Here is an 18,193-nt window from a genome sequence, read left to right on the forward strand (position 1 = left end):
GGCTCCTTAGTGTAGCGTCTTGGGTGTATGCGGCAGTTTACCCTTAGAACTGCCTGACAACCCGCCCGAGACTTCCTCGGTTGATTCCTCTGCCAGTTCTTCGGGCAGAAGCAGGTTCAGTACAATAGCAATCAGGGCCGCGGGTAGCAGACCGCTGGTCAGCAGGATCTTGGCCGTGTCGGGCAGGTGTTGCACCGCGCCGGGTTCCAGCTGAAGCCCCAGACCGATCGAGATCGAGATGGCAAAGATCACCATATTGCGGCGGTTCCAGTCCACGTCGGACAACATCGACATGCCAGCGGCCACGACCATGCCGAACATCACGATAACCCCGCCGCCCAAAACCTCGATCGGGATGGTGCGGATCACGCCGCCGACCTTGGGGACCAGCCCGCAGAGGATCAGGAACAGCGCACCGACGGTGACGACGTGGCGGCTCATCACGCCTGTCATGGCGATCAGGCCGACGTTCTGGCTGAAGGATGTGTTGGGCAGCCCCCCAAAAAGACCGGCGACGGCGGACCCGATCCCGTCGGCATAAGTCGCGCCCTGGATTTCGCGGTCGGTCGCTTCGCGGCCCGCACCGCCCTTTGTGATCCCGGCGACATCACCCACGGTTTCAATCGCCGAGATAAACGCCATCAGACAAAAGCCGATGATCGCCGCTGCCGAAAACTCGAACCCGTATTTCAGCGGATTGGGCAGCGCGAAGGCGGCAGAGCGTGACCACGACCCGCTGATGTCGCCAAAGCTGAGCATCCCCACGGCCAGCGCATAGATATACCCCACGATCAAGCCGATCAGCACAGCCGAGATCGACAGCATCCCGCGGGTGAAAAACTTGATCCCCAATGTGACAAAGATCACCACCAGCGCGGCCGACCAGTTCAGCAGGCTGCCATAGGCGGGCGTGCCAATCGCGGGCACACCACCGGCCGCATATTGGATCCCCACCTTGACCAGCGCCAGACCGATCATCGTGACCACCAGCCCCGTGACAAGCGGCGGCAGCGCAAATCGGATCTTGCCGATGAACAGCCCCAGAAAGGCGTGGAACATACCGCCGATCACAACGCCTCCGAACAGCGCGGCAAGCCCGTCCACACCCTTGCCCGCCACCAGAGGGATCATGATGGGGATGAACGCGAAAGACGTGCCCTGCACAATCGGCAGCCCTGCCCCGACAGGCCCCAGCGTCAGCGTTTGCAGCAGCGTCGCGACACCGGCAAACAGCATCGACATCTGGATCAGGTACAGCAGTTCGGGAAAGTCGGGCGAGTTCGACCCGAACCCAAAGCCCGCCGCGCCCGCGATGATGATGGCGGGGGTGACATTGGACACGAACATCGCCAGCACGTGCTGAACCCCCAGAGGAATAGCGCGATACAGCGGCGGCATGTAATTGGGGTCGCGCAGTTGTTCCGGCGTGCCGATGGCGTGGCGTGTCATATCAAATGTCCCTTGTTGATCACTGGCCGCTATTTGTGCGGTCCGATTATCTGCGGGGTTTACCCCTTGATCACATAAGGCGGGTCCAGCGGGTATTCGTCAAGGTTGGGGCTGGTGCCGATGCGGTCCACCACGGCGAAAAGCCCGGGCTCTGCCAAAGGGGTAAGCACGCCGTGCCATGTCCCGCGGTGAAAGTTCACGCCCTGATGCGGTGCCGTCAAGAACGCCAGCGGTGTGCCGGGGGTATCGCCCTCGTCGGGAGCCACGATCACAAGAAACGGCGCGCCTGTCAGCGGCAGGAAGGCTTGCGACCCTTCGGGGTGCCGTTCAAGCAGGTCCAACTGGTACGGCAGACGACGGGCCTGCGCGTTAAAGATGCTGATGCCCGCGCGACCGTCGGGCCCGAAATCCAGCTTTGCCAGATCATGGTGCCGCCCACACAGCCCCGCGTTGATGATCCGGTCCGGCGCGCCCGACGCGTCCAGCACTTCTCCGAAGGGGGCGAAGGCATCTGCGGTCAGGGGCTGAATGGTGATCTCGCGCGGGCTCATAGCGACAGCGGCATGTGGCGGTTCACATCCTTATACAGCAGATAGCGGAAGGGTTCTTGCCCCGTTGCGATACAGGCCTGCGGACAAAAAGCGCGCAGCCACATGAAATCACCCGCTTCAACCGGCACCCAGTCGCGGTTCAGCAAATAATCCGCCGTGCCCTGAATGACGTATAGCCCGTGTTCCATCACATGGGTCTCTGCGAAAGGGATGCGCCCGCCCGGTTGGAAGGTCACGATATTGACGTGCATGTCGTGGCGCAGATCGCCTGGGTCCGCAAAACGCTGGGTCGCCCAAGCGCCATCGGTATCGGGCATGGCAATCGGCGCGACTTCGTCGTCATGGGTCACGAATGCCTCCGGCGCGTCCAAGCCGCCCACGGGCACATAGCGCTTGCGCACCCAGTGCAAGCCGCAAGGCGTATCGCCGGTGTTCCAAAGCGTCCATTTGGCCGCAGGGGGAATATAGGCGTAAGACCCTGCCACAAGATCATACCCCTGCCCGTCCAGCGTCAACCGCGCGCGGCCTGTGGCCACGAACAAGACCGCTTGCGCCTGCGCGTCCGGCTCGGGTGTGTCGCTGCCCCCCTTGGGGGCAAGCTCTACCGCGTATTGTGCGAAGGTTTCGGCAAATCCGCTCAGCGGCCGCGCCAGTACCCACGCGCGTGTGTTTACCCATCCGGGCAGCAAGCTGGTCACGATGTCCCGCTGCACCGAGGCAGGGATCACCGCGTAGGCGTCGGTGAACACAGCCGTGCTTTCAGGAGAGACAGTCTGGTCCGGCAGACCGCCGGGGGGGAAGGCATAGGTCATAGCATATCCTCTAAACGCAGCCGTGCGATCCGTTCGACCTGTGCACATGCGGTGGTAAATTCATCTTCGGTTGCGTTGGCGATGCGGGTCTCGAACTGGCGCAGGATGCCGTCCTTGTCGTGATCCTTCACCGCGATGATAAAGGGAAACCCGTGTTTCGCGACGTATTGGCTGTTCAACGTCTCGAAGCGGGCGCGCTCGGCATCGGTCAAGGCGTCCAGCCCGGCGCTGGCTTGTTCTTGCGTGCTTTCAGCCGTCAGCCGTTTGGCCGCCGCCAGCTTGCCCGCCAGATCGGGGTGCGCGGTCAGCACGCCCAAGCGTTCCGCCCGCGTCGCCGACCGGAACATCCGCGCCAAAGCATTATGTATCCCCGCGACAGAGTTATGCGCGGGCCCAAGTTCAAGGTCATACGCGCGTTCGGCGATCCATGCTGAATGTTCGAACACCCCACCGAATTTCGCGACAAAGCTGGCGCGGTCCATCTGGTCCAGACGCAGGCGCGGCTGAGGCGGATGGGTGACTCGCCAATGGTCAGCGATGTCGATGCGGCGCGGCGTCCAGACGCCTTCGAACCCTTTGATGTAGTCGATAAAGCGTTTCAGCGCCTGTATCCGTCCGGGTCGCCCGATCAGACGGCAATGCAGCCCGACCGACATCATCTTGGCCTGCCCGGCGCTGCCTTCGGCATAAAGCGCATCGAAGGTATCGCGCAGATAGGCATAGAACTGATCGCCCGAATTAAAGCCCTGCGGCGTGGCAAAGCGCATATCGTTGCAATCAAGAGTATAGGGGATAATCAGCTGATCGCGCCCTGCCACCTGCATCCAATAGGGCAGATCATCGTCGTATGTATCCGAGATATAGTCGAAGGCCCCCGTCTCTGCCGCCAGCGCGACCGTGTTGACAGAGCTGCGCCCCGTGTACCAGCCACGCGGCGCTGTGCCGACGACCTCGCGGTGCAGGCGGATCGCCTCGTCCATATCGGCGCTTTCAACCTCGGCGGTGTGGTCCTTGTAATCGATCCATTTCAGCCCGTGGCTTGCGATTTCCCAATCGGCCTGGGTCATCGCCTCTACCTGTTGCGGGGACCGCGCCAAGGCGGTGGCGACGCCATAGACGGTAACAGGGATTTCGGCACCCGTGAACAGGCGGTGCAACCGCCAAAAGCCCGCCCGCGCGCCGTAGTCATAGATGGATTCCATGTTCCAGTGGCGTTGCCCCGGCCAAGGGGCGGCCCCGACGATCTCGGACAAGAAGGCCTCTGACGCGGCATCCCCGTGAAGCAGACAGTTCTCGCCGCCTTCTTCATAGTTCAGCACGAATTGCACCGCGATCCGCGCGCCGCCCGGCCATTGTGCATCAGGCGGTGTGGGGCCGTAGCCGTGAAAATCACGAGGGTAGCGTGTCATGGGATCGTCCTTTGGTCAGCGCCTGCGCGCGCGGGGAAACCGCGCGCTGCGGGCCGTTGTTTTAGTCAACCAACGGTTTTCTGGCACTGATTTTTCGCAATGTACAGCCAGCCAACCCTTCCCGAAAGGTCGGCCGGCTGCCAGATCGGCTCGAGTGGCCCTGCTCTCTTATAGCGAAAGTTCTAAGGCGCTGGCCGGCCTGAAACTCAAACACATACGGGGGGCATATCGGGCGGGAAAGTGAGTGGAAGGGGCCGCTCTTGCTGCGCTATGCAACACGAGTCCTGTCGGCCCCTGCCCAATGATCGTCGCACCACGTGCGACTTGCCCGATCATAAGAATTCTGTCCCCCAGAATACATACTCGGATTGTATGGGTCGCTGGCAGGCAACACCTCCGATTGAATGTTGTGTACCATATAGGCGCAGGATGATTCGCGGCTCAAGCAAAAACGATTCGGTAGGCGAATTATTTTTCGCCATCGCCCGAATCACCGCCTCTTTCAGCGCGGACGCGCCCAGAAAGCCGCCCATCAATCCGCCATTGACCTAGCCCGACACCCGCCTATCGTAAGGGTCCAACGGATCAGGAAAGACCCCACCCATGGCAAACGGCTATTTGACGACGCATGTTCTGGACACCGCCCGCGGCCGCCCCGCAGGCGGGCTGGAAATCACGCTTTACCGGATCGAGGGGGCCAACCGCATGAAACTGGTGCAGATGACCACCAATGCTGACGGTCGCACCGACACGCCGATCTTGCCCAAGGGTCAGTTTGCGGCTGGCACCTACGAGCTGGTGTTCGAAGCCGGGGCCTATCTTGATGCCATCGGAGCGGAGCCCGAAGCACCGCGGTTCCTGGACCAGATCCCCCTTCGCTTTGGCATTTCGGATGCGGATGCGCATTATCACGTGCCGCTTTTGCTGTCGCCGTTCGGCTATTCAACCTATCGCGGCAGCTGAACGCCGCTGGCGGATGTGACGTGAGGGCGCGATGCTTGCATTGCGCCGTTGCCCCGTGGCACATTGCCTGTCTGATCAGACAGGAAAGCGCCCATGTCCACGCATGTATATGACCCGACCGAACTGGCCCAAAGCCACCTGCCACAGGTGACGGAACCCCGCAATCCGGGGATGCCGCTGGATATGGATTGGGTGCGCGCCGTGCAGGTGAACTCCTCTGCGGTGGAGCGCCGCGCCGCGGGTTTGCCCGCGCGCCGTTCCGTGAAGAAAGAGTATCAGGCCGCGTGGCTGCTGCGCGCCGTCAGCTGCATCGATCTGACCACGCTGTCAGGGGATGATACCGCCCGCCGTGTCGAGCGGCTTTGTGCGAAGGCACGTCAACCGATTGCGCCCGCGCTGCTGGACGCGCTTGGCATGTCGCAGATCACCGTGGGCGCGGTCTGTGTCTACCACGAGATGATCGCCCCCGCCAAAGCAGCACTGCAGGGCACAGGCATCCCGATTGCCGCCGTCTCGACAGGATTTCCCGCCGGTCTCTCCCCGTTCGAGCTGCGTCTGCGCGAGATCGAGATGAGCGTCGCCGCCGGAGCCGCCGAGATCGATATCGTTATTTCGCGCCGCCATGTGCTGTCAGGCGACTGGCAGGCGCTGTATGATGAAATGCGTGCCTTCCGCGCCGCTTGTGGCGATGCGCATGTCAAGGCGATCCTCGCGACCGGAGAGTTGGGCAGCCTGCGCAACGTCGCGCGTGCCTCGCTGATCTGCATGATGGCGGGTGCTGACTTCATCAAGACCTCCACCGGTAAGGAAAGCGTTAATGCGACCCTGCCCGTGACCCTCGTGATGATCCGCGCGATCCGCGACTATTTCGACCGCACCGGCTTTCGCGTTGGCTACAAGCCCGCGGGCGGGATATCGAAGGCGAAGGACGCGCTGGTCTATCTGGCCATGATGAAAGAGGAATTGGGCGACCGCTGGTTGCAGCCCGACCTCTTCCGTTTCGGGGCCTCGTCGCTGTTGGGCGACATCGAACGTCAGCTCGACCACCATGTGTCGGGCAGCTATTCCGCAAGCCATCGTCACGCCATCAGCTGAGCCGCGTGAAACCAATGTCGGATTTGAGTATTTTGAAAAGGGTGAACCCATGAGCGTGTCCGAAATCTATGAAACCATGGACTATGGGACGGCACCGGAAAATGCCGCTGACGCACTGGCGTGGCTGGTCGATCAAGGCAGCCGTTTCGGGCATTTCATCGACGGCGCGTTCACCGAGGCGCGGGATGATTTCGAAAGCCGCAACCCCGCCAATGGCAATGTGCTGGCAACGTTGACGCAGGCCAGCCAGGCAGAGGTCGACACCGCGGTTGCCGCGGCGCGCAAGGCACAGCCCAAATGGGCCAAGCTGGGCGGTCACGGGCGGGCGCGTTTCCTTTATGCCCTGGCGCGGTTGCTGCAGAAACACAGCCGGTTGTTCGCCGTGCTGGAAACGCTGGACAACGGCAAACCCATCCGCGAGGCGCGCGATGTGGATGTGCCCTTGGCGCAGCGGCATTTCTATTATCACGCGGGCATGGCCCAGTTGATGGAATCCGAGCTACCCGACGCAGAAGCGCTTGGCGTATGCGGTCAGATCATCCCGTGGAACTTCCCGCTGCTGATGCTGGCGTGGAAGGTGGCCCCTGCTTTGGCGATGGGGAATACGGTGGTATTGAAACCGGCGGAGTATACGTCGCTGACCGCGTTGCTGTTTGCCGATATCTGTGTGCAGGCAGGCCTGCCCAAGGGTGTCGTGAATATTGTTACCGGTGACGGTGCCGTGGGCGAGATGATCGTGCAGGCTGAGGTCGACAAGATCGCCTTTACCGGGTCGACCCCTGTCGGGCGGCGCATCCGCGAGGCGACCGCCGGAAGCGGCAAGGCGCTGACGCTCGAGCTGGGGGGCAAGTCGCCCTATATCGTTTTCGACGATGCCGATCTGGATTCAGCCGTCGAGGGGTTGGTCGACGCGATCTGGTTCAATCAGGGGCAGGTCTGCTGTGCAGGCTCTCGCCTGCTGGTGCATGAGCCTGTGGCGGATCGGTTCTATGCCAAGCTGCGGGCGCGGATGGCGAAGCTGCGGGTCGGTGACCCGCTGGACAAATCCGTGGATGTAGGCGCGCTGGTGGACCCCGTTCAGGTGCAGCGCGTGACCGAAATGGTCGCCGCCAACACCAGTGGCGAGGTGTTTACCGCGGGCGATATCCCCGCGACCGGATGCTATTATCCGCCCACATTGATCACCGGCATGAACCCTGCTGACCCGTTGATGCAGGACGAGATCTTTGGCCCCGTGCTGGTATCCACCACTTTCCGCACCCCTGCCGAGGCGGTCGAGCTGGCCAATAACACCCGCTACGGGCTGGCGGCGACGGTCTGGTCCGAGAACATCAACCTCGCGCTGGATATCGCGCCCAAGCTGGTATCGGGCATCGTCTGGGTGAATGGCACCAATATGATGGATGCGGCGGCGGGCTTTGGCGGTGTGCGCGAAAGCGGCTTTGGCCGCGAAGGCGGCTGGGAAGGGCTGGCGGCCTATACCCGTCCGAAAACCACGCAAAAACCGTTGAAAGAGATCACGGCCTTTTCCGGCAGCGGCACGCCAACGGACCCGATCGACCGGACGGCCAAGCTTTATATCGGCGGCAAGCAAAGCCGCCCCGACAGCGGCTATTCCGCACCGGTCTGGGGCAAGTCCGGCGATCTGCTGGGCCATGTCTCGCTCGCGTCGCGCAAGGATGTGCGCAATGCCGTGGAAGCGGCTCATGCCGCAAAGGGGTGGAGCAAGACCACCGGTCATCTGCGCGCGCAGATCCTCTATTATATCGCTGAAAATCTGGCGGCACGCGGGGATGAATTCGCACGGCGTCTGGATGCGATGCAGGGCGCTAAAACCGGTAAATCCGAGGTCGATCTCGCGGTCAAACGTCTGTTCACCTACGCAGCCTGGGCCGACAAGTATGATGGACAGGTGCATGGCGTACCGATCCGCGGGGTGGCGCTTGCCATGAAGGAACCTGTGGGCGTCATTGGTGCGCTTTGCCCGGCGGAGGCACCGTTGCTGGGGCTGATCTCTTGCATGGCACCGGCGATTGCGATGGGGAACCGGATCATTTTGTCCGCCAGCGGCCCCTTCCCACTTGCTGCGACGGATTTCGTGCAGGTGCTTGAAACCTCTGACGTGCCGGCGGGTGTGGTGAATATCCTGACCGGCCCGCAGAAGGACATTGCCGAAACACTGGCGCGGCATATGGACGTGGATGCGGTCTGGAGCTTTGGCGATAAGGCGCAAAGCGAAACCGTGGAGCGGGCCAGCGCGCAAAACCTGAAGCGCACATGGGTCAACAACGGCATGGCCCGCGACTGGGATGGTGCAGAGGGTGAAGGCAAAGCGTTCTTGCACGCCGCGACCGAGGTCAAGAATATCTGGGTCCCTTACGGCGAATAACCTGCCGATGTCCTCAAACGAAAACGGGCGCTGAGAAGCGCCCGTTTTTTTGTGTCCGGTCTTGTGTTGAAGGCAGCGGTCAGTCGCTTTCCTGCGCCGTGGCCTCGATCCCTTCGGGTTGGCCGACAACAACAAAGGCCAGCCCGTCAGGGTCCAGCAGGTCGTCGGCAACACGTTTCACATCGTCCAGCGTCACCGCCTCGACCTTGTCGTTGCGCGTGGCGATATAGTCGATGGGCAGGTCGATCATCTGCATCCCCACAAGGATGCTCGCGATGGTCTGGTTGCCGTCAAAACGCAGCGGGTAGGAGCCTGTGATATAGGTCTTGGCATCGTCCAACTCTTGCTGGGTCACGCCCTCGGCCGCGGCTTTGGCCCATTCGTCCTTGATCACATCCATCGCCTGCCCGATCCGGTCGTTCGCCGAACTGACCGATCCTTGCCATGTTTCAGCCAGATCCATCGGCACCAGATAGGAATAGACGCCATAGGTCAGCCCGCGTTTCTCGCGCACTTCGGTCATCAGACGGCTTTCAAACGATCCACCGCCAAGCACTTGGTTCAACACGGTCGCGGCAAAGAAATCATCATCCTTCTGGGAAATGCCCTTTTGTGCAAAAATCGCGACAGATTGGGGCGTCGGGAAATCGACGACCGTGGTGCCCGACGGGATAGAGACCTCGGCCTGTGGGGGCAGCGGTGCACCGGTTTCAGGCAGGTCGCCCAACAGTTCGTCAAGCATCAGGCCCAGCTCTTCTGGCGTGATGTCCCCCACCGCACCGATGAAGATACGGTCGCGCGCCAGCACATCCTTATGTGCCGCGACAAGGTCATCGCGTGTCAGAGCGGTCACCGTTTCTTCGGTCCCGCTGAGCGGCGAGCCGTAGGGGTGATCGCCATACAGCAGCTCGTCCATCTTTTTACGCGCGATATCGTTCGGGTCTTTCGCGCTGGAGCGGATGCCCGAAAGCACCTGCCCGCGCACCCGTTCAATCGCATCCGGGTCAAACCGGGGCGTCTGCAACGCCTGCTTCAACAGCGCGATCGACGCGTCCTGATTTTCGGTGAGAAACCGCGAGGATACGGAGAGCGCGTCGTCATCCACGCTGAACCGGAAGCTGCTGGCCAGCCCTTCGGCGGCACGGGCGAAATCGCGTGCGTCCATGTCACCGGCCCCCTCTTCCAGCAGGCCCGTCATCAGGTTGATTGCGCCGCGTTTTTCGGGGGCATCCAGCGATGCACCGCCGCGAAAGCGCACATCAAGTGCGACGAAGGGGATCGAATGTTCCTCTACCAGCCACGCGGTGATGCCACCGGGGGAAGTCACCTCTTGGATGTCCACATCGGCCCGGGCGGGCAGCGCGGCCAGAACCGTCAGGACGATTGCATAAAACAGTCTCATTCCGTCACCTCTTCGCGCATCAGCCACCCTGTGACAGAGGCCTCGCGGTTAAACACATCTTTGGCGGCCTGCATGATGTCTTCGGCTGTCACGGCCTCAAGCACATCCGGCCAATTCTGCACGTCCTGCACGGTCAACCCGATGGCAAGGGCGCTGCCATAGCGGTTGGCGACGCTGTCGGCGTTATCGCGGGCATAGATCTGTTCGGCACGGACCTGTTGCTTGATCCGTTCAAGTTGCTCGGCATCCACCCCGTCTTTCATGAAACCCGCGATGGCGGCGTCCATGGCATCTTCGGCGTCCTGCAAGGACACGCCCGGTTGCGGCACGACGACAAGGTTAAAAGTCGTATCGTCCAGCGATTGACCGCTATAGAACGCCGCTGAATAGGTCGCGACCGGTGCGTCAAACTGCAGTTTTTCGGCGAAATACGATGTAGTGCCACCGCCCAGCAGTTCGGCCAGCATGGTCAGGGCCGCTGCGGTTTTCTGGTCGCCGGGATCACGTTCCTGCGCCAGATAGGATCGGCTGACGTATTCCTGTGCAACGCGGTCATCGCGAAAGATCAGGCGACGCTCGGCGGTCTGTGGCGGCTCTTGCGTCCTCGATCGGTCGGGCAGATCCGGATTGGCGGGGATCTTGCCGTAATACTGTTCTGCCAGGGTGCGAACGTTTTCAGGCTCTACATCCCCAGACACGACAAGGATCGCGTTGTTGGGGGAGTAATACAGCTTGTAGAAATCCAGCGCATCCTGCAGGTCCAGCGCGCGCATCTCGTGCATCCATCCGATGATCGGCGTGCCGTAGCGGTGGTTGAGGTATTGCGCGGCATTAAGCTGTTCACGGAACAGCGCGCTCGGGTCATTTTCGGTGCGCTGGTTGCGTTCTTCGATGATCACATCCCGTTCGGTCGCGATGTTTTCCGGTGTCAGGCGGATGTTTTTCATCCGGTCGGATTCCATCTGCATCATCAGCTCAAGCCGGTCTGCAGCAACCCGTTGGAAATAGGCGGTATAATCATAACTGGTGAACGCGTTATCGCGCCCGCCATTCTTGGCAACTGTGGCTGAAAACTCGCCCGACTCCATCTTGTCGGTGGCTTTAAAAAGCAGGTGTTCCAGAAAATGCGCCACGCCCGACGACCCTTTGGGTTCGTCCGCCGAGCCAGCGCGGTACCACACCATCTGCTGCACAGCGGGGGCGCGGTGGTCTTCGACGACCACGACCTCCATCCCGTTGTCCAAGGTGAAATGCGTGACGTCTTCGTTGTCACGCGCAAGCGCGGCTGTGGTGGGCAGCGCAAGCGCCAATAGGGCCCCGAGGGCCGGTAATCTGATCATGGTCGGTCCTTTGAGCAGGGTCCTGAGACCTCTTACTTACGCCACCCCACGGGGTGATCAAGGGACCTAACAGAATTGTAATTCGGCCAGCGTCACTCTGCCGGAGGGGCGGAGGGCGTGCGTGCACCGGCCCGGCGCCAGCGCGCGGCCTCGCGGGGGGCATCCAGGATCTGGCGTTTGTAGGCTTGGTCGTAGCGATCTGTCGGCACGATCTTGATCTGCGTGAACCGCGCCTTGCGCTTGCGGAACGCAGCATCGGTTTCGGCAAGTTCCTGACGGATGTTCGCCGACACGCCCATGCGGCTGGCCTGTTGCACCAGCGCGGCATCCGAGGCGGGGATGCCTGTCGTGTTGCTTTGCGGCGTGCCGCCAAAGGCCAGAACCCCTTCGGCAATCGCGTTGCGGTCCGTCAGGTTCGCCTGCCCCGGCGTTGGCACGGGCAGCGCGTTATAGCTATCAGGCTGCTGCAAGGGTTTGGAGGGCTGGACCATGAATTCGTCAGGCCCTTTCGCAGTGCTGCGAATGTCCCGCAGGCCAGTGTTGCCGCAGGCCCCAAGGGCAAGCGGTAGCAAGACAAGAGCGGCGACAAAGCGCATGACGGATCTCCTTAAGGACTTGTTAAGGTCTTTGTACCAATATCGCAGTCACGCGGTAATTGTCACTGGCCTTTTTTCTGGGCCTTTTTCGGTGTGGCTTTCGCCGGTTTTTTGGTGTCGCCGGTAAAGTAAATCAGCCCCAAAGCGCCCGCAAAAATGAAGACATCGGCGATGTTAAACACGAAAGGATTATTGATCCCGCAGCAAGACATATTCAAGAAATCAAGCACATAGCCGTAGATCAGGCGATCAACCACATTGGCCAGCGCCCCCCCGATCAGCAGACCTGCGCTGATATTGGCCCAAAGGCTCATGGTTTGGCGGCTTGCCCAGATCAGCACGCCCACACAGATTGCGCAGGCCAGCCCGATGAGGATCCAACGACTTGCGTCGGACCCATCACCGAAAAGGCCAAAGTTGATCCCGCGGTTCTCGCCGTAGCGAAAGTTGATCAGCGGCGGCAATACGTCGATGGACCGGATACGGCTAAGCTCCATCATGTGCACGACAAGATACTTGCTGAGCTGATCCGCAAGAAACGCCGCAAAACCGGCCCAAAAAATAGTACGCATAACGACCGCTTTCCGTGGTTAGTGGCGGAAGTGGCGCATGCCGGTAAAGACCATGGCAAGCCCGGCCTCATCCGCTGCTGCGATCACTTCGTCATCCCGCATCGACCCGCCGGGCTGGATAAGCGCCGTCGCCCCTGCTTCTGCGGCAGTGATCAACCCGTCAGCAAAGGGGAAGAACGCATCGGAAGCGACGACAGAGCCCTGCGTCAGCGGCGCGGGCAAGCCCATGGCTTCGGCCATATCCTGCGCTTTGCGTGCGGCGATACGCGTGCTGTCGACGCGGCTCATCTGGCCGGCACCGACGCCCACGGTCGCGCCATCCTTGACGTAGATGATCGCGTTGGATTTTACGTGTTTCGCGACGGTCCAGGCGAACATCAGGTCCGACAGCTCTTGATCGGACGGCTGGCGCTTTGTCACGACCTTCAGGTCATCCATGGTGATGCGGCCAACGTCTTTGTCCTGCACCAGATAGCCCCCCGACACCTGACGGAACGACAACGCCGCCTGTGCCGGATCGGCCAGACCGTTGGTGGTCAGCAAGCGCAGGTTCTTCTTCTTGCCAAAAATCTCCATCGCTTCGGGTGTAGCGTTCGGCGCGATCACGACCTCGGTAAAGATCGCGCTGATCGCCTCGGCTGTTTCGGCGTCAAGCGTCTGGTTCAGCGCGATAATCCCGCCAAAGGCGCTGGTGCGGTCGCAGTCGAACGCGCGGGTATAGGCATCCACCATCGACGTGCCTTGCGCCACGCCGCAGGGGTTGGCGTGCTTGATGATCGCACAGGCAGGCCCATTGGCCGGATCGAATTCGCTGACCAGTTCAAAGGCCGCATCCGTGTCGTTGATATTGTTATACGACAGTTCTTTACCCTGATGTTGGGTCGCCGTAGCAACACCGGGACGTGCCGAGCCATCGGTGTAGAAGGCCGCTTGCTGGTGGGGGTTCTCGCCGTAGCGCAAGGTCTGCGCCAGCGTGCCGCCCACGGTACGACGACGCGGGGTGTCCCCGACCTGCGCGGCCATCCATGTGCTGACAGCCGTGTCATAGGCCGCCGTGCGGGCATAGGCCGTCTGCGCCAAACGCTGGCGCAGCGCATAGGTGGTCTGCCCGTTATTCTCGGACAGTTCGTTGATCACTGTCGTGTAGTCTTCCACATCGACGATCACATTCACAAAACCGTGGTTCTTCGCGGCAGAGCGGATCATCGCAGGGCCACCGATATCGATATTCTCGATCACCTCGGCATATTCCGCCCCCTTGGCGACGGTTTCTTCAAAGGGATACAGGTTCACCACAACCAGATCGATCGCGCCAATGTCATGTTTGTCCATCGCCGCGACGTGTTCGTCGTTGTCACGCAGCGCCAGCAACCCACCGTGCACGACGGGGTGCAGCGTCTTGACCCGCCCGTCCATCATCTCGGGGAAGCCGGTGACCTCGGACACATCTTTCACCGTCAGACCTGCGTCGCGCAGCGCCTTGGCGGTACCGCCGGTGCTCAGCAATTCGACCCCATGCGCCGCGAGCGCCTGCCCCAGCTCGACCAGACCGGTCTTGTCAGATACGGAAAGAAGCGCGCGGGAGACGGGGTGAAGATCAGGCATCGGGGAGGTTCCTTTGGTCAGTCTTGGTCATCATATGGATCGTCGAGCGATAAATCTCGCACGCCAATCGCAGTTTCCTGCGCTTTGGACAAGGACCACCTGACCCTGCTGGCATAGTCGACGACCCGCCCGCTGAGCAGAATTTGCACCGACGCGCGGGGTTTCAGCCGGTTGCGCTCAAGGTAAACGCTTGGTTCCAAAGACAGTTTATGCGTCCCATCATGACGGAACACCCAGATTTCGCCGCTTTTCTGGGCCATGGAAATTGCCGCCCCGCCCAGATCGACGGTGGCATCCACATCCGGGTGCAGGTGGAAACGAATCTCGAACGGGATACCGGCAAGCTTCACCGCATCCATTTCCCGATCAAAGACACGCTTTTCAGCGGGCTCTATCGCGAGCAGCATGTCCTCCCCCGCGAGGCCGCGACCGTCGTGGGTCAGTTCCAGGCTGCGGGCATGGGTCAGGCCAAAGCCCGCGACATAGCCATTATGCGCGCCCTGAAACTGGGTGCCATCCCCGACGGAGCCGATTTCGACGGGCACGTAGGTCGGGCACTCGATCAAAGCCTCGGCGCCCGTGTGCCGCTCGGGCTCCGCCAGACGCGCGCTGGAATAGCCGCCAAGCGACAGGCCGGAATGCGACGGTGTCGCACGCCCCGCCCGCCGCCAATCAGCGCCAAATGAGTCGCCCGGCCCGCAGTTCACGACCAAAGGGCGCCGCCCGCTGGTAAGCTCGAACGCGAGCGTAGAGGCATGGGCATTGAACGATGCGGCCCCGCCGGGGGGCGGGCTGGCGTCGACGATCACACTGGTGCGCCCTGCGGACAGGCGCGCATACCCCATCGACAGCCCGTCCGGCTGGCGCGTCTTGATCTTCGCCGTGGCCAGCGCGTGATCCAGCCAGCCTTCGGCCCCGCGCCCGCCGCCATGAAACCGCGCCAGCCCGCCGTCGGAATGCCGCAGGGTGCGCAGGGTGGGCGCGATGCGTTCGATCGCCTCCATATGCGCAGCTGGCGTGCCGCGTCCCGCATCGCTTAGCGCGGCGGCGGCCCATGTCAGAAGGGTAAATGCATGCAACAGTTCTTCGGGGTTGCGGGTGGGCAGGCCGCCCTGCGCGTCGATCTGCGCCTCGCATTCGCGGGCCAGTGCCTTGATCGCCGGATCGGCGCGCGCCTCTTGCCCCTCAAGCGAAAGACCGGCGTAGATCAACCCGGTCAGCGCCTCGAACCGCGGCAATCCCGGGGCTGCGGCATGCCAGCGGCGCGACAGGAAATCTGTTTGTTCGACCAGCGAGCGATAGAAGACATCGCTTTCGTCTTGCGAGGTGCCACGCAGTACAAACAGCGCGTGGTTGATCCAGCGGATCAGCCGCCGGCCGGTCAGATCAGGGGTCCAGCCGATGCCTCGGCCCTTGCCGTAATGGTCGATCCAGCCCCAAAGCCAACGCTGCGCCGTGCCGCGGGCCCGCACGTCGCCAACCGCAGCAAGATCATCCATCCAGGCGAAACCGTGCAGATCACGCGCGAAATCCTGATCCGGCGTGGCGACTTCCCACAGACTTGACGCGTCCGGCGCTTCGATCAGACTGCCGGAAAACAGGAGGTTGCCCGCGATCAGCTGCCGCCCCCGCGCAAAAGACCCGATGGTGCGCGGTTCGGGAGAGGAAACGAATCCCCTCGCTTGGGTACGCGTTTTGGTCGCGGCACGGGCGTGCCACCGGTTTAGAAAACGCGTTTTTCGCGCATTGAAGCTGGTACTTGTCATGCGGCTGCCCTTGTACGCTCTGCTGGCGTTTTGCGGATGTTAGCCGCTGTTGCCACCTGAGTCACCGCATTTTGACACGGGTTTTTGCGGGCGACGCAAATCCGCCCGCGTCAGGCTGGGCCTTTAGGCGTCCTTGCGCAGGCAGGCGATGTAAAACCCGTCCATGCCCCCCAGTTCAGGCCAGTAATCGGGGCGCAAACGCAGGCCGCCCTCCTGGGTTGTCCACGCGGGATCAACACCGGGCACAGCCAAAGCGTCGCGGTCGACCCGCATATCCGCATGACGTTCCAACGCCTCGTCGACCTGCACTTCGCCTTCATCGGGCAGCAGGGAGCAGGTGCAGAAAATCAAGCGCCCCCCGGGGTTAAGAAGGGACCACGCATGGTCGATCATTTCCGACTGCAGCTCGATCAGATCACCGAATTCGGACCCGTCCTTGGCGTGGGGCAGATCGGGGTGACGACGGATCGTGCCCGTGGCAGAGCAAGGCGCATCCAGCAGAATCGCGTCAAACGTCCCCTCGAACCGGCGCGCATCGACGACAACGACTTTGGCCGGCAGATGCACCCGTGCAAGGTTTTCCCGAACCCGCTGCATCCGCTGTTTGGAGTTATCGACCGCCGTCACCTGCGCACCTGCGGCGGCAAGCTGCATGGTTTTGCCCCCGGGCGCGGCACAAAGGTCGAGCACGGCCTCGCCTTTTTGTGGCGCAAGGATTTTAACGGGCAGCGCCGCGGCGGCGTCCTGCACCCACCAATCGCCTTCGGCAAAACCGGGCATGGTGGTGACCTGCCCCGCATCGGCGACGCGCACCGATCCGGTGGGCAAGACGGTGCCGCCCACGGCCGCGGCCAAACCTTCAGGATCTCGTTTCGCGGTCAGATCCAGTGGCGCACCTGCGAAATGCGCGGCCTCGATTCCCGTCATCGCGTCGGGCCCCCAGGCTTCGGTCAGCGGACCCCGTAGCCATTTTGGCAAGCGCGGCGCGCGCAAGGCCGCCCATGCCTCTGGCCCTTCGGCGGCGATTTTGCGCAAAACGGCATTGGTCAGCCCCTTGAGGTGCCCGAGTTTCTTATGCGTCGCGACCAGTTCGACCATCGCATTCACCACCCCGTGGGCCGCGCCGCCCTGGCACAGTTCGACCGTGCCGACGCGCAGCGCGTTGCGCACGGTCAGCGGCGGGTATTTCGACAGGTGTTTCTGCAACAGACGGTCGGCGCGTTCCATCCCGCGCAGGGTATCCATCGCCAGACGCTGCGCCCGTGCGCGGTCATCGGGGGGCAGCTTGTCCAACGCCCCCGCCGACAAGAGCTCAGACATCAGACGTTCTTCCCCCAGGATCATATCCAATAGGTACACCGCACTTCTGCGGGCCTGAACGCCGGTGTCTGACATGCGATACGCTTTCTTCTTTGGGGTGCCCGGGTTGTCTGGGCTTGGTTCCGGCGTATATCAAGGGGACAGTGGCCTCAAGAGGATGAGAGTATGACCGAAGCCGGCAAACGCCCCATGCCAAGCCCACCCCATGATCCGACACCCATGCCGGAGCCCGGGCCGGATATTCCGCCAGAACCCACGCCCGATCCGATGCCGATGGTACAAGAGCTTCCCGCCGCCGCGCAGCGCGCGCTGGCGGAGGCCGCCGAACGCCGCAAGGCCGCGCAGGCGCTGGACCTGCCGACGGAGCTTGGGGGCCGCGACGGACCAGAACCTGTCCGCTACGGCGATTGGGAGAAAAAGGGCATCGCTGTCGATTTTTAAGACACGTGCCCCCTATTCGCTGACAATGCGTCGCGCAGATCAAGATTATGGCCAAGCGCCCTGTGGCGCTTGCACTTAGGCGAGGCTATTTCAACGAGAAGACTGCCGACTGCCCTGCACCCTTATCCGAGGTAAAGCGGATTTTCCCACCGTTTACAGCGACTTCCTGACAATTGTAGCCAAGGTCGTCATCGCCCCAGATCAGGCTTCGGCAGAAATACCCGCCCTTCCAGACCCATTGGCCCGACACATCCCACACGGCACCTGTACCCGATATGCCGCCGCTTTCAGTAACGCGCAATTCGACCAGCGGGCGGGTCAGTGTTTTACCCTCCACCACCGAAACGAAATCGCGCTGACTGTCCAGTTTCTGGAATTCTGCCCAAGCGGCCCCGGTCAGCGCAAAGAACGCTGCGCAGGTCAGTAACGTCAGTTTTTTCATCACACCCTCCAACCAGATTGTTCCCATGAACATACGGGCCA

Annotated in this window: 16 protein-coding genes; 4 read left to right on the forward strand and 12 right to left on the reverse strand. The window is 61.9% G+C overall.

Annotated features, from left to right (window positions below):
* Nucleotides 1-6: 6 nt before the first annotated feature.
* From C1J04_RS00325 to puuE, 4 genes are read right to left on the reverse strand one after another with little or no spacing between them, the layout of a single operon-like run.
* On the reverse strand, nt 7-1,449 hold the full coding sequence (locus tag C1J04_RS00325; RefSeq protein WP_005850223.1) for a uracil-xanthine permease family protein: 1,443 nt from the start codon (nt 1,447-1,449) through the stop codon (nt 7-9).
* A gap of 59 nt (nt 1,450-1,508) precedes the next feature.
* Nucleotides 1,509-2,000: an ureidoglycolate lyase gene (locus C1J04_RS00330; protein ID WP_009825456.1), complete on the reverse strand. Its 492-nt coding sequence runs from the start codon at nt 1,998-2,000 to the stop codon at nt 1,509-1,511.
* Nucleotides 1,997-2,812, reverse strand: coding sequence for a bifunctional allantoicase/(S)-ureidoglycine aminohydrolase (locus C1J04_RS00335; RefSeq protein WP_009825457.1), 816 nt, complete (start codon nt 2,810-2,812; stop codon nt 1,997-1,999). The genes C1J04_RS00330 and C1J04_RS00335 overlap by 4 nt, the downstream gene beginning before the upstream one ends.
* Entirely contained in the window at nt 2,809-4,221 is a 1,413-nt protein-coding gene (gene puuE / locus C1J04_RS00340; RefSeq protein ID WP_009825458.1) for an allantoinase PuuE, read from the reverse strand. The genes C1J04_RS00335 and puuE overlap by 4 nt, the downstream gene beginning before the upstream one ends.
* 603 nt (nt 4,222-4,824) lie before the next feature.
* On the opposite strand from puuE, the gene uraH reads away from it, so the two are divergent.
* The 3 genes from uraH to C1J04_RS00355 all read left to right on the forward strand — a co-directional run bounded on the left by uraH (nt 4,825) and on the right by C1J04_RS00355 (nt 8,668).
* A complete protein-coding gene (gene uraH, locus C1J04_RS00345; RefSeq protein ID WP_005850231.1) occupies nt 4,825-5,184 on the forward strand; it encodes a hydroxyisourate hydrolase in 360 nt (119 codons plus the stop codon).
* 93 nt (nt 5,185-5,277) lie between these two features.
* Complete coding sequence (gene deoC, locus C1J04_RS00350; protein ID WP_005850232.1) at nt 5,278-6,279, forward strand: deoxyribose-phosphate aldolase; 1,002 nt, start codon at nt 5,278-5,280, stop codon at nt 6,277-6,279.
* A 49-nt stretch (nt 6,280-6,328) separates the two neighbouring features.
* Nucleotides 6,329-8,668, forward strand: a complete 2,340-nt coding sequence (locus C1J04_RS00355; RefSeq protein WP_009825459.1) for an aldehyde dehydrogenase family protein — start codon at nt 6,329-6,331, stop codon at nt 8,666-8,668.
* Between the two features lie 79 nt (nt 8,669-8,747).
* Here C1J04_RS00355 and C1J04_RS00360 read toward each other — a convergent pair whose 3' ends face one another.
* The 7 genes from C1J04_RS00360 to C1J04_RS00390 form a co-directional block, all read right to left on the reverse strand.
* A complete protein-coding gene (locus C1J04_RS00360; RefSeq protein ID WP_009825460.1) occupies nt 8,748-10,070 on the reverse strand; it encodes a M16 family metallopeptidase in 1,323 nt (440 codons plus the stop codon).
* Nucleotides 10,067-11,410, reverse strand: coding sequence for a M16 family metallopeptidase (locus C1J04_RS00365; RefSeq protein WP_037953957.1), 1,344 nt, complete (start codon nt 11,408-11,410; stop codon nt 10,067-10,069). The genes C1J04_RS00360 and C1J04_RS00365 overlap by 4 nt, the downstream gene beginning before the upstream one ends.
* 92 nt (nt 11,411-11,502) lie before the next feature.
* Nucleotides 11,503-12,006, reverse strand: coding sequence for a DUF3035 domain-containing protein (locus C1J04_RS00370; RefSeq protein ID WP_009825462.1), 504 nt, complete (start codon nt 12,004-12,006; stop codon nt 11,503-11,505).
* A 62-nt stretch (nt 12,007-12,068) separates the two neighbouring features.
* Nucleotides 12,069-12,578: a signal peptidase II gene (gene lspA, locus C1J04_RS00375; protein WP_009825463.1), complete on the reverse strand. Its 510-nt coding sequence runs from the start codon at nt 12,576-12,578 to the stop codon at nt 12,069-12,071.
* 18 nt (nt 12,579-12,596) lie between these two features.
* Nucleotides 12,597-14,183 (reverse strand): bifunctional phosphoribosylaminoimidazolecarboxamide formyltransferase/IMP cyclohydrolase, encoded by a 1,587-nt coding sequence (gene purH / locus C1J04_RS00380; protein ID WP_009825464.1) that lies wholly within the window; start codon nt 14,181-14,183, stop codon nt 12,597-12,599.
* A gap of 17 nt (nt 14,184-14,200) precedes the next feature.
* A complete protein-coding gene (locus C1J04_RS00385; RefSeq protein WP_009825465.1) occupies nt 14,201-15,949 on the reverse strand; it encodes a heparinase II/III family protein in 1,749 nt (582 codons plus the stop codon).
* 123 nt (nt 15,950-16,072) lie between these two features.
* Nucleotides 16,073-17,344, reverse strand: coding sequence for an RsmB/NOP family class I SAM-dependent RNA methyltransferase (locus tag C1J04_RS00390; protein ID WP_005850248.1), 1,272 nt, complete (start codon nt 17,342-17,344; stop codon nt 16,073-16,075).
* 90 nt (nt 17,345-17,434) lie between these two features.
* Here C1J04_RS00390 and C1J04_RS19820 point away from each other — a divergent pair, with 90 nt between their 5' ends.
* Nucleotides 17,435-17,710, forward strand: coding sequence for a DUF1674 domain-containing protein (locus C1J04_RS19820; RefSeq protein ID WP_005850250.1), 276 nt, complete (start codon nt 17,435-17,437; stop codon nt 17,708-17,710).
* An 85-nt stretch (nt 17,711-17,795) separates the two neighbouring features.
* Here the strand turns inward: C1J04_RS19820 and C1J04_RS00400 are convergent, their stop codons facing one another.
* Nucleotides 17,796-18,152 (reverse strand): dihydrodipicolinate reductase, encoded by a 357-nt coding sequence (locus tag C1J04_RS00400; RefSeq protein ID WP_235183737.1) that lies wholly within the window; start codon nt 18,150-18,152, stop codon nt 17,796-17,798.
* Nucleotides 18,153-18,193 lie beyond the last annotated feature (41 nt).

It is taken from the genome of Sulfitobacter sp. SK025 (assembly GCF_003352105.1).
Lineage (GTDB): Bacteria > Pseudomonadota > Alphaproteobacteria > Rhodobacterales > Rhodobacteraceae > Sulfitobacter > Sulfitobacter pontiacus.